This is a genomic window from Trinickia caryophylli (assembly GCF_034424545.1).
In the GTDB taxonomy this organism is placed as follows: Bacteria; Pseudomonadota; Gammaproteobacteria; order Burkholderiales; family Burkholderiaceae; genus Trinickia; species Trinickia caryophylli.
Window position 1 is genome coordinate 2,766,188 of record NZ_CP139970.1, and the last position, 12,075, is coordinate 2,778,262.

The following is a 12,075-nucleotide window of genomic DNA, read 5'->3' on the forward strand; positions in this document are numbered from 1 at the left end:
AAATCATTTGATCAATCAACGATTGCGTTGACAAAAGATGGCCGTTCATCAAACAGTCCATTCGCGTGCTCAGGTGCTGCCGTTCAGGGAGTCGCTGCTGGCCATGATCGGCATCTCGTTCGTGACGATGCTGGTCGCGCTCGATCAGACCGTCGTCGGCACGGCGCTGCCTACGATCGTCGCGGAACTCAAGGGCTTCGAGCTCTACGCCTGGGTGGCCACCTCTTACCTTTTGACCTCCGTGATCACGGTGCCGATCTTCGGGCGCCTGGGCGACTATTACGGTCGCAAGCCGTTCGTCATCGTCTCGATCGCGCTCTTCACGGGCGCCTCCGCACTGTGCGGGGCGGCCCACAGCATGCTGTTTCTGGTTCTCGCGCGGGGGCTGCAGGGTGTCGCTGGCGGCATGCTCGTCGGCACGGCGTTCGCCTGCATCGCCGATCTTTTCCCCGATTCGGTCGTCCGCCTGCGCTGGCAGGTCATGATGAGCTCGGCATTCGGCATCGCCAATGCGATCGGCCCCTCGCTCGGCGGCTTTCTCACGCAGTATTGGGGCTGGCGCTGGGCGTTCTACGTCAATCTGCCGGTCGGGCTCCTGTCGCTGTTCTTCGTCTGGCGGTACCTGCCGCACATCCGGCATATGAAGCACGAGGGCCGTGTGCGGCTCGACTGGCCCGGTGCGCTGCTGATCGCGATCGCCCTCAGTTCGCTGCAGCTCTTCGTCGAAGCGCTCGCGCACGAGGGGTTTTCGCCGGCCGTCGCCGCGCTCGCCGTGACGGGCGTCGCCAGCGCCGCCGCGCTGCTCGCATGGGAACGCCGGTGCGACCATCCGCTGCTGCCGCTCGACATGTTCCGCAACCGCAGCCTCGCCGCGCTCTTTACATTGTCGGTGCTGGCGGGCTTCGCGATGTTCTCGCTGCTCTTTTACGCGCCGCTGCTGCTGCAGGGGGGCTTCGGACTCTCGCCGCGCGACGCGGGGCTCGTGATCACGCCGCTCGTGGTCTTCATCACGATCGGCAGCATCACGAACGGGCGAATCGTCACGCGCGTCCGCCATCCGAATACGATGCTCTACGTCGGGTTCGTGCTCGTCGCGCTTGCCTGTTTTGGCACGGTCCTCGCCAAGCGGACCATGCCGCACCCGCTGTTGATGACGTTCATGATGATGGGCGGGCTCGGCCTCGGGTTCGTGCTGCCGAACCTGACCGTGTTCGCGCAGCAGACGGCGGGCCGCGAGCATCTCGGCATTGCCACTGCCCTGTTGCAGTCCCTGCGCATGATCGGCGGAATGGTGGGCACGGCCATCACCGGCACGCTCGTCACCCGCCTTTACGCGCATGGCGTGCGCGACGCGCTCGAGATGGCGGGCGGCACGCACTGGTTCGAGCCGATGCGCGACCCGCAGATCCTGGTCAACTTGGATGCTCAGCGCGAACTCGTGGCGCAACTCGCGCGCGCCGGGCTCGACGGCCCCGCGCTGATCGAGCTCGCGCGCGAAGCGCTCGTCGGGGCGATCCACGCGGGCATCGCGGTGGCCATGGTGATCGCGCTCGTGTCGCTCTGGCAATGCAAGCGCGTGCCGCACGTCAGAATCGCGCGTGCGGTCGAGCCCGCGCCTGTGGCAGAGTAGCGGCGGGCAGCTCGAAAGCAAAAAGGAAGTGGAAAGGGACGGATCGGATGGAAGACTATGTCGCAATCGTGCAGCAGTTCGGCCGTACCTACCGCAGCTTCATGTCGGTGTTCGAAGCCCGCGTCGGCCATCCGATGCCGCGCTGGCGCATCTTGCGCGCGTTGTTCGCGTCGCCGGACGAATGTTCGCAAAAGCGCCTCGTCGAGCAGTTGCGAATCGATCCCGGCTCGCTGACGCGGCAGCTCAAGGCGCTCGAGGCGCTGGGATGGATTGCGCGCAGCGTCGACGCGCGCGACAACCGCATCACGAACGTGCGGCTCACGGCCGAAGGCTCGGCCGTGGTCGAGGAAAGTCTGCCTCGCCGCGACGCCGTTCTGCGCGAAACGATGGGGGCGCTGCCCGATGCGGCGCTGGCCGCGCTCGCGGGCGGGCTCGAGCAGCTCGAAGCGCGCATTGCCGAGGTGGCCGGGTCCGAAGACATCGGCACCGCGCTCGACGAAGCCGGCGCGCGCTAAGTCAGAAGAAGGTCTCGATGACCTCGTTTACGCGATATCGCGCATCGACGACAAGCAATTGCCGCCATTTGTCGAACGTCAGGCAAGGATGCGAGATGTCGAAGGCAAGCATGTCACCCACTTTCAGGTCCGCGCCGGGGGCGATGCGCAAATAGGCGTGCTGATCCATCATGCCCGTGATCTCCCAGCCCTCGTTTGCGCCGATCTCGCGCGGTGCGGGTGCGGTGCCCGGCCGGTAGTGGCGCGCCGGCACAGGAAAGCCCGCATCGAAGGCGGCATCGCGCTTTCCGAAACCGACGATCGCGCGATCGGGCTCGGGAATCGATTGCACGTAGGCCCACAGTTGTAGAGCGGGCAGCAGTGCCTCGCCCATCTTGCGCGCGATGGGGTTGCGCGCCAGGACGCCGGCTTGCGCTTTCTTGTAGATGCCAACGTCGTGCGTCAGATAGCAGCCGGGGCGCAGCACCACGTCGACGAGCCCGCTCTTCGATTCCTGCGCGAACTCATCGGCTACCACGTCATACCAGGCGGAGCCGGCGCCCGAGAGAATCGCGGGCTGGCGCGCGAAACGGCCTTGCGTCGCGATCGCGCGCGTGGTTTGCACGGCGCGGCGCAGGAACTCGCGCACGCCGGCTTCGTCCTGCAGGATGCCTTCGAACAGTTCGACGCCTGCAAGCGCAAGCGTGCCCGGGTAGCGGTCGAGCGCGGCGAGCACCGCATCGCGCTGGGCATCGTCGCGCACCCCCGTGCGCCCGCCGGGTACGCCCACCTCCAGCAGTACCTGCAGCCGTTTGCCCGCCGCCTTGAAGAAGTTCCCGAGCGCGTCGACGCCATCGGCCGAATCGACGAGGCAGAAGAATTCGAAATCGGGATCGGTCAGCAGCTCGGCGATCATCGCCATGTTGCGGCGTCCCACGAGCTGGTTCGCCATCAGCACGCGTTGCACGCCCCCCGCGTAGGCCACGCGCGTCTGGTGCGCGGTGGCGAGCGTGATCGCCCACGCGCCGGTATCGAGCTGACGGCGAAAGAGCTGCGGCGCCATGGTCGTCTTGCCGTGCGGCGCAAGCTTCACGCCGTATTCGGCAACGAACGCCTGCATCCATTTCAGGTTGTGCTCGATCCGGTCGGCGTAGAGCACAGCGGCCGGCAGGCTCACGTCCTCGTCGAGCACGTTCCATTCGAGATTGCCGGCCTGCTCGAGCGGCACGCTTGCGCTCGGCACCGGACCCAGGCCTTTGCTGGTCGGATCGATCGTCGCGGTCTGATAGGTGATCTTCATGGCGGTCCTGATGAGTGGTGGCGTTCTCTGCCCGTCCCTAGCGCCGGGCGACGCGTTGGCGCGTGCCTGTGAAGATACACGCCATGCGTGCATGGTACAGAACGTACGAGTAGGATCGTTGAACGTTTGCGGGGGCACCGGCACACCGGCACACCGGCACCTCCCCGGCCCCTGGCATTTCCCGATTTCAGCCTCGACAGGAGAGACGTATGCAAGCGCAAGGCGAAGCGGCCGATACGCTCATCATCGGCGCGACGGTGTACGACGGCAGCAGTGGCCCGCCGGTGCAGGCGGACGTGGCCTTGCGCGCGGGCCAGATCGCCGCGATCGGCGAGCTTGCCGCCTGGACGGCGCCCGCTCGCATCGAGGCCCGCGGGCGGGCGCTGGCGCCTGGCTTCATCGACGTCCATACGCACGACGACACGCATGTCATCCGTGCGCCGCAGATGCTGCCGAAACTCTCGCAAGGTGTGACGACGGTGGTGGTCGGCAACTGCGGCATCAGCGCTTCGCCGGTGCGCCTGGTGAGCGACCCGCCGGATCCGATGAACCTGCTCGGCGAGCGCGACGAGTTCCGCTATCCGACGTTTTCGGCTTACGTGCAGGCGGTCGAAGCCGCGCGGCCGGCCGTCAACGTGGCCGCGCTCGTCGGTCACACCGCGCTGCGCAACAATCATATGGATCGGCTGGACCGCGCCGCGACGTCCGAGGAGATCGCGGCGATGCGTGCCGAGCTGGCCGATGCGCTCGCGCACGGCGCGCTCGGCCTGAGTTCGGGGCTGGCCTACGGGTCCGCCAGCGCGGCGCCGACCGAGGAGGTGATGGCGCTTGCCGAGCCGCTCGCCGCAGCCGGTGCGCTTTACACGACCCATATGCGCAGCGAGTTCGACGCGATTCTCGAGGCATTCGACGAAGCCTGCCGGATCGGGCGTCACGCGCGGGTACCGGTTGTCGTCTCGCACCTGAAATGCGCCGGGCCGCGCAACTGGGGCCGCAGCGCGGAGGTGCTCGGCGCGCTCGAGGGCGCACGGCGGCTGCAGCCGATCGGCTGCGACTGCTATCCGTACGACCGTAGTTCGTCCACGCTCGACTTGAAGCAGGTCACGGGCGATATCGAAATCACGGTGACCTGGTCGACACCGCACCCCGAGGCCGCCGGCAAGCGGATTTCGGAGATCGCGTCGGAATGGGGCACGAGCCAGCGCGAGGCCGCCGCGCGGCTGCAGCCGGCCGGCGCCGTTTATCACAACATGTCGGAAGACGACGTACGGCGCATCCTCGCGCACCCGGCAACGATGATCGGCTCGGACGGCCTGCCGAACGATCCGCTGCCGCATCCGCGGCTATGGGGCGCGTTCGCACGCGTGCTGGGGCACTACGCCCGGGACCAGCGCCTGATTCCGCTCGAGGCGGCGGTCCACAAGATGACGGGCCTTTCCGCGCGGCGTTTCGGGCTTGCCGGGCGCGGCCGGCTGCGCGAGGGCTACCGGGCGGATCTCGTGCTTTTCGATCCCGCCCGAATACGCGACGCGGCGACATTCGAGCGTCCGCGGCAAGCGGCGGACGGGATCGAGGCGGTATGGGTGAACGGCGTGCTCAGCTACCGCGACGGCATGCCCACGGGCGCTCGCGCGGGCGGTTTCGTCGCGCGCGGGGCGATTGCGGCCGGCGATGGCCCGGGTGGGTTCTGAGCGCGTGCCCGAGCGCCCTCGCTGCTTGCGCTTCGATTCGATTCGATTCGATCTGATCTACTGCCGTGCCGTGCGCGCGTTGTCGGGCATCGGCAGGTTGTAGTTGGTGCGAAACGGATTGATGTCGAGCCCGCCGCGGCGCGTGTAGCGCGCATAGACGGCAAGCTTCACGGGCCTGCATTCGCGCAGGATGTCGATGAAGATGCGCTCGACGCACTGCTCGTGAAAGCCCGTATGGTTGCGATAGGAAATGATGTAGCGCAGGAGACCCGCATGGTCGATCTGCGGGCCGACGTAGTGAATCTGCACACTGCCCCAGTCGGGCTGGCCCGTCACGGGGCAGTTCGACTTCAGCAGGTTCGAGAACACCGTTTCCTCGATCGGCGCTTCGTCGTGTGCGGCGGTGAGCAGCGCCGGGTCCGGATGATAGACGTCGGCCTCGAGATCGAGCCGGTCGAGCGAGAGGCCGTCGAGCTCGTCGAACTCGAGCGCGTGGAATTCGGAGGGCGCCGCGAGCCGCACGGAAACCGTGGCACCGCATGCGGCCGACACATCGCGCTTGAGCATCTCGCGCAGTGCATCGGCCGACTCGACGCGCGTTTGCGCGAACGAGCCGAGATAGAGCTTGAACGACTTCGATTCGACAATATTCGGCGATTCCGCCGGCACGAAGAACGTGGCGATGGCGATTTGCGGCTTGCCGCGTGCGTTCAGCCAGGACAGCTCGTAAGCGTTCCAGATGTCGGTGCCGAAAAACGGCAACCGGGCACCGATGCCGATCTGCTCGCGCGCGATGCCGCGCGCGATCGGAAAGAGCAGCGTCGGGTCATATTGCTCGGTGTAGCTCGAAGCCTTGCCGAGGGGGGATTGTTCGGGCGTCATCGAAAGCAATGCTCGCAGTATGGGCTCCAGCCGGTCAGGCCAGGAAAAGCCGGTAGACGGGGTTGCCGCTTTCGTCCCAATGCGGGTAGCCGAGCGTCGACAGGAAACGCTCGAACGCCGCATTGTCGGTGGCGGGGACCTGGATGCCGACGAGAATCGAACTGTAGTCGGCCCCCTGATTCCGGTAGTGGAAAAGGCTGATGTTCCAGTCCGGCGCCATGGACGACAGGAACTTCATCAGTGCGCCCGGCCGCTCGGGGAACTCGAAGCGAAAGAGCCGCTCGTCGTGCGCGAGCGGCGAACGGCCGCCCACCATGTAGCGGATGTGCTGCTTGGAGAGTTCGTCGTTCGTGAGGTCGGCCGTGGGAAAACCGTGCGATTCGAACGCCTGGGCGATCGAGGCCGATTCGTCGCGACTCCTGATCTGCACGCCCACGAAAATGTGGGCCGCCGTTGCATCGGCGATGCGGTAGTTGAATTCGGTGACGCTGCGCTCGCCCACGAGCTCGCAAAACCGCTTGAAGCTGCCGCGCTCTTCCGGAATCGTCACGGCAAAAACGGCCTCGCGGGCCTCGCCGACCTCGGCCCGCTCGGCTACAAAGCGCATGCGGTCGAAATTCATGTTCGCGCCCGAGGTGACGGCGACAAGCGTCTGCGCCTGCACCCCCGTGCGCTCGACGTACTGTTTCGCGCCCGCGACGGAGAGCGCGCCAGCGGGTTCGAGCACGCTGCGCGTGTCCTGGAACACGTCCTTGATCGCGGCGCACAGGGCATCGGTATTGACGGTGAGGATGTCGTCGAGGTACTCGCGGCAAAGCCGGAACGTCTCGGCCCCGACGAGCTTGACCGCCGTGCCGTCGGAGAAGAGGCCGACTTCGGAAAGCGTCACGCGCTCGCCGGCCCGGACCGACTGCGCCATGGCGCAGGAATCCTCGGTTTGCACGCCGATCACCTTGATCTCGGGGCGCACGGCCTTCACGTACGCCGCGACGCCAGCCGCCAGCCCGCCGCCGCCGATCGGCACGAAGATCGCATGGATAGGCGCCTGATGCTGGCTCAGGATTTCCATTGCGACGGTGCCTTGTCCGGCAATCACGAGGGCGTCGTCGAACGGGTGCACGAACGTGAGCCCGCGTGCCTCCTGCAGTTGGACCGCGTGCGCGTACGCATCGCTGTACGACTCTCCGACCTGAACGACCTCGACGGTCGGACCGCCATGCGCGCGCACGGCATCGACCTTGACCTGCGGCGTCGTGACCGGCACCACGATGACGGCCTTCACGCCGAGGCGGGCGGCCGAGTAGGCGACGCCCTGGGCATGATTGCCGGCCGAAGCCGTAATGACGCCACGCGCCAGCGCGTCCGCCGGAATATGGACCATCTTGTTGTAGGCGCCGCGCAGCTTGAACGAGAAGACGGGTTGATTGTCTTCGCGCTTCAGATAAACGCTGTTGGCAAGGCGCGCGGAGAGGTTGCGCGCCGGTTCGAGCTCCGTTTCATGCGCCACGTCGTAGACGCGGGCCGTCAGGATCTTCTTCAGATAGTCGTGGGAGGAGGACATGGGACGATGCGCGAGCCTGGGCTCGCTGTTGCCGGCAATGGGGAAACGACAATGATAGCGCCAACGGCGGGCTTTTCGGCGCGGCCGGCGCCCGCTGCCCTCGGGTGGGGCGCCCGGGCGGCGCCGGCGGGAGCCGTAAAGCTGCCGCCCGTCGCCCGTCGCCTTGCACCGGTTCCGGGCGTCAGCGCCGCCCGGCGGCATGCGGTAGAATCCTGTTTTGAAACCAGGACCGGAAAATGTGCTGGCACCCTCGGACCGCCCATCTGCTCCCCGCACCGCGAGAAACGCGCCCCGCGGCGGAGCGGCACGTTCGTCAATCGCGATCGTGCCGGGCTTGAGCCTCTGACCCGCGAAGGCTCGCCGGTGCCGCGCCGTGCGACTCCCCATCGCTCACAAAGCCCAGTTTCCAAAAATTGCGCGTGAAGCGCATCGCCGCTCGTGCCTTCGACCACAGGCGCGGCCGGCCCATCGATCCGTCCGACCATGAACGCACCGCAAGTATTCGATCCGCACGGAGCCGCCGCCGCGACGGCTGCCGATCCCGAGCCGCGCCTGCGCGAGATTCCCTACAACTACACCTCCTTCTCCGATCGCGAAATCGTCATGCGTCTGCTCGGCGAGGAGGCCTGGGCCGTTCTCGACGAACTGCGCAACGAACGCCGTACTGGCCGCTCGGCGCGCATGCTCTACGAGGTGCTGGGCGACATCTGGGTGGTGCGCCGCAATCCTTATTTGCAGGACGACCTGCTCGACAACCCGAAGCGCCGCGCGCTGCTGATCGAGGCGCTCAACCACCGTCTGAACGAAATCGAAAAGCGCCGCCGTGCCGATCTCGTCGAACACGACGACGAGGCGGGCCTCGAGCGCTCGTCGCGCGTCGAGACGCTGGTCGTGGCCGCGCGCCGCGCCGTGGAGGCGTTCGCCGGGGAGTTCTCGGCCACGGCCGATCTGCGCCGCCGCGCGACGAAGGTGCTCGGCCGCTGCACGCAGAAGGACAATATTCGCTTCGACGGTCTCGCGCGCGTCTCGCATGTGACCGATGCGACCGATTGGCGCGTCGAATACCCGTTCGTCGTGCTCACGCCCGATACCGAGGCCGAAATCGCGCGTCTCGTGAAGGCCTGCTTCGAACTGGGGCTGACTGTCATCCCGCGCGGCGGCGGCACGGGCTACACGGGCGGCGCCGTACCGCTCACCCCGTTCTCGGCCGTCATCAACACCGAAAAGCTCGAGCAGCTCGGCGCCGTCGAGCTTACCGAGTTGCCCGGCGTCGCCCGCAAGGTGCCGACGATCTTCTCCGGAGCGGGCGTCGTCACGCGCCGCGTGACCGAGGCCGCCGAGGCGGCCGGCTACGTTTTCGCCGTCGATCCGACCTCGCTCGACGCTTCGTGCATCGGCGGCAACGTCGCCATGAACGCGGGCGGCAAAAAGGCCGTGCTCTGGGGCACGGCGCTCGACAATCTCGCCTGGTGGCGCATGGTCGACCCGGACGGCAACTGGCTCGAAGTCACGCGTCTCGGCCACAATCTCGGCAAGATCCATGATGTCGACGTGGCCCGCTTCGAGCTCAAATGGTTCGACGGCGAGCGCGCGCCTGGCGAGCGGCTGTTGCGCACGCAGACGCTCGACATCGAGGGGCGGCGCTTTCGCAAGGAAGGGCTCGGCAAGGATGTGACCGACAAGTTCCTCGCCGGCTTGCCCGGCGTGCAGAAGGAGGGCTGCGACGGCCTGATCACGTCGGCGCGCTGGGTTCTGCACAAGATGCCGGCGCATACGCGCACAGTCTGCCTCGAATTCTTCGGGCAGGCCCGCGAGGCGATCCCGAGCATCGTCGAGATCAAGGACTACCTGTTCGAGACGTCGCGGCACGGCGGCGCGATCCTGGCGGGCCTCGAGCACCTCGACGAGCGTTATCTGCGCGCGGTGGGCTATGCGACGAAGTCCAAGCGCAACGCGTTTCCGAAGATGGTGCTGATCGGCGATATCGTGGGCGACGATGCCGACGCCGTCGCCAAGGCCACCTCCGACGTGGTGCGCATGGCCAATGGCAAGAGCGGCGAGGGCTTCGTGGCCGTGAGCGCCGAGGCGCGCAAACGCTTCTGGCTCGACCGCAGCCGCACGGCGGCGATCGCCAAGCACACCAACGCGTTCAAGATCAACGAAGACGTCGTGATTCCGCTTGGCCGCATGGGCGAGTACACCGACGGCATCGAGCGCATCAACATCGAGCTGTCGATCAAGAACAAGCTGCAGCTGGTGGACGCGCTCGAGGCGTTTTTCAAGGCGGGCAAGCTGCCGCTCGGCAAGACCGACGACGCCAACGATATCCCGAGTGCGGAGCTGCTCGAAGACCGCGTTCAGCAGGCGCTCGAACTGCTCGACCGCGTGCGCGCGCGCTGGATCTTTCTGCGCGACCACCTCGACATGCCGCTTGCCGAGGCGCAGCACACCCTCGTGCAGCTCGGCTACGAGGCGCTGGCCGAAAAGTTCGCCGATCGCGTCGACGCTCAGGCGGACACGCGCGTGTTCGACGTGACGCAGGACCGCACGGTGCGGGTGTCGTGGAAGCAGGAGATTCGCGCCGAGCTGCGCCAGATTTTCAATGGCGGGGCTTTCAAGCCGATCCTCGACGAGGCGCAGGCGATTCACAAGCGCGTGCTGCGCGGCCGCGTGTTCGTGGCGCTGCACATGCACGCGGGCGACGGCAACGTCCACACGAACATCCCGGTGAACTCGGACAACTACGAGATGCTGCAGGATGCGCATGCGGCGGTGGAGCGCATCATGAAGCTCGCGCGCGCGCTCGACGGCGTGATTTCCGGCGAGCACGGCATCGGGATCACGAAGCTCGAATTCCTGACCGATGCCGAGATCGCCGAATTCCGCGCCTATAAGGAGCGGATCGACCCGCAAGGCCGCTTCAACAAGGGCAAGCTGCTGCCGGGGGCGGACCTGCGCAACGCCTACACGCCGAGCTTCGGCCTGATGGGTTACGAGTCGCTGATCATGCAGCAGTCCGACATCGGCGCGATCGCCGATTCGGTGAAGGACTGCCTGCGCTGCGGCAAATGCAAGCCCGTGTGCGCGACGCACGTGCCGCGCGCGAACCTGCTCTACAGCCCGCGCAACAAGATCCTCGGCACCTCGCTTTTGATCGAGGCGTTCCTTTACGAGGAGCAGACGCGCCGCGGCGTGTCGATCAAGCACTGGGACGAATTCAACGACGTGGCCGATCACTGCACGGTCTGTCACAAGTGCGTGACGCCGTGTCCGGTGAAGATCGATTTCGGCGACGTCTCGATGAACATGCGCAACCTGCTGCGCAAGATGGGCAAGAAGAAGTTCAACCCGGGCTCGGCCGCGGGCATGTTCTTCCTCAATGCGACGAATCCGCAGACCATCAACGTGGCGCGTACCGCGATGATGGGCATCGGCTACAAGGCGCAGCGCCTCGGCAACGACATTCTCAAGCAGTTCGCCAGGAAGCAGACGGCGCACCCCCCGGCGACAACCGGCAAGCCGCCCTTGGTGGAGCAGGTGATCCACTTCGTCAACAAGAAGATGCCGGGGAACCTGCCGAAGAAGACGGCGCGCGCGCTGCTCGACATCGAAGACAACAAGATCGTGCCGATCATCCGCAATCCGAAGGCGACCACGGTCGATTCGGAGGCGGTGTTCTACTTCCCGGGCTGCGGCTCCGAGCGTCTTTTCTCGCAGGTGGGGCTCGCCACGCAGGCCATGCTCTGGGAAGCCGGCGTGCAGACGGTGCTGCCGCCGGGCTACCTTTGCTGCGGCTACCCGCAGCGCGGCGCCGGTCAATACGACAAGGCCGAGAAGATCGTCACGGACAACCGCGTGCTCTTTCACCGCATGGCGAACACGCTCAACTATCTCGACATCAAGACGGTCGTGGTCTCGTGCGGCACGTGCTACGACCAACTGGCCGGCTATGAATTCGAGAAGATCTTCCCGGGCTGCCGCATCATCGACATTCACGAATTCCTGCTCGAAAAGGGCATGAAGCTCGATGGCGTGAAGGGCACGCGGTACATGTACCACGACCCGTGCCATACGCCGATCAAGACGATCGATCCGGTCAAGCTCGTCAACGAGCTGATGGGCTCGGAGAAGGACGGCTACAAGATCGAGAAGAACGAGCGCTGCTGCGGCGAATCGGGCACGTTCGCGGTGGCACGCCCCGACATCTCCACGCAGGTGCGCTTTCGCAAGGAAGAGGAGATCAGAAAGGGTGCGGCAAAACTGCGCGCGCTGCCGATCGTCGACGCGGGCGCGGCCGAGCGTCCGCAAACGGCGGCGAGCCCCGACGTGAAGATCCTGACGAGCTGCCCGTCGTGCCTGCAGGGGCTGTCGCGCTATAACGAAGACGCCGGCATCGAGGCCGATTACATCGTCGTGGAAATGGCGCGCGAGGTGCTCGGCGAGAACTGGATGGCGGACTACGTCCGCAAGGCGAACGATGGCGGGATCGAGCGCGTACTGGTCTAATAGCGCTCATT

The 12,075-nt window shown here is 66.3% G+C and carries 7 protein-coding genes; 4 read left to right on the plus strand and 3 right to left on the minus strand.

Annotation, left to right across the window (positions count from 1 at the left end):
* Nucleotides 1-37: 37 nt before the first annotated feature.
* Together U0034_RS12475 and U0034_RS12480 are read left to right on the plus strand one after the other, a co-directional pair.
* Nucleotides 38-1,630, plus strand: a complete 1,593-nt coding sequence (locus tag U0034_RS12475; protein ID WP_085227915.1) for an MDR family MFS transporter — start codon at nt 38-40, stop codon at nt 1,628-1,630.
* A 47-nt stretch (nt 1,631-1,677) separates the two neighbouring features.
* The gene (locus tag U0034_RS12480; protein ID WP_085227916.1) at nt 1,678-2,145 is read left to right on the plus strand and encodes a MarR family winged helix-turn-helix transcriptional regulator; all 468 of its coding nucleotides are present in this window, start codon (nt 1,678-1,680) and stop codon (nt 2,143-2,145) included.
* Between the two features lies 1 nt (nt 2,146).
* Here the strand turns inward: U0034_RS12480 and U0034_RS12485 are convergent, their stop codons facing one another.
* Nucleotides 2,147-3,424 carry an amino acid deaminase gene (locus U0034_RS12485; RefSeq protein WP_085227917.1) on the minus strand — a complete coding sequence of 426 codons (1,278 nt, stop codon included), beginning with the start codon at nt 3,422-3,424 and terminating at the stop codon, nt 2,147-2,149.
* A 209-nt stretch (nt 3,425-3,633) separates the two neighbouring features.
* Here U0034_RS12485 and U0034_RS12490 point away from each other — a divergent pair, with 209 nt between their 5' ends.
* Nucleotides 3,634-5,115 carry an N-acyl-D-amino-acid deacylase family protein gene (locus tag U0034_RS12490; protein ID WP_085227918.1) on the plus strand — a complete coding sequence of 494 codons (1,482 nt, stop codon included), beginning with the start codon at nt 3,634-3,636 and terminating at the stop codon, nt 5,113-5,115.
* Between the two features lie 57 nt (nt 5,116-5,172).
* Here U0034_RS12490 and queF read toward each other — a convergent pair whose 3' ends face one another.
* Both queF and ilvA read right to left on the minus strand, forming a co-directional pair.
* Complete coding sequence (gene queF, locus U0034_RS12495) at nt 5,173-5,997, minus strand: NADPH-dependent 7-cyano-7-deazaguanine reductase QueF (RefSeq protein WP_085227919.1); 825 nt, start codon at nt 5,995-5,997, stop codon at nt 5,173-5,175.
* A gap of 34 nt (nt 5,998-6,031) precedes the next feature.
* A complete protein-coding gene (gene ilvA, locus U0034_RS12500; RefSeq protein ID WP_085227920.1) occupies nt 6,032-7,558 on the minus strand; it encodes a threonine ammonia-lyase, biosynthetic in 1,527 nt (508 codons plus the stop codon).
* Nucleotides 7,559-8,041: 483 nt separating this feature from the next.
* On the opposite strand from ilvA, the gene U0034_RS12505 reads away from it, so the two are divergent.
* Nucleotides 8,042-12,064, plus strand: a complete 4,023-nt coding sequence (locus U0034_RS12505) for a DUF3683 domain-containing protein (RefSeq protein WP_085227921.1) — start codon at nt 8,042-8,044, stop codon at nt 12,062-12,064.
* Nucleotides 12,065-12,075 lie beyond the last annotated feature (11 nt).

Excerpts from the sequence above, each read along its gene's own strand:
- U0034_RS12485 (WP_085227917.1), bottom strand. The coding sequence starts at position 3,424 with ATGAAGATCACCTATCAGACCGCGACGATCGATCCGACCAGCAAAGGC.
- U0034_RS12505 (WP_085227921.1), top strand. The coding sequence starts at position 8,042 with ATGAACGCACCGCAAGTATTCGATCCGCACGGAGCCGCCGCCGCGACG.
- U0034_RS12480 (WP_085227916.1), top strand. The coding sequence starts at position 1,678 with ATGGAAGACTATGTCGCAATCGTGCAGCAGTTCGGCCGTACCTACCGC.
- ilvA (WP_085227920.1), bottom strand. The coding sequence starts at position 7,558 with ATGTCCTCCTCCCACGACTATCTGAAGAAGATCCTGACGGCCCGCGTC.
- U0034_RS12490 (WP_085227918.1), top strand. The coding sequence starts at position 3,634 with ATGCAAGCGCAAGGCGAAGCGGCCGATACGCTCATCATCGGCGCGACG.
- queF (WP_085227919.1), bottom strand. The coding sequence starts at position 5,997 with ATGACGCCCGAACAATCCCCCCTCGGCAAGGCTTCGAGCTACACCGAG.
- U0034_RS12475 (WP_085227915.1), top strand. The coding sequence starts at position 38 with ATGGCCGTTCATCAAACAGTCCATTCGCGTGCTCAGGTGCTGCCGTTC.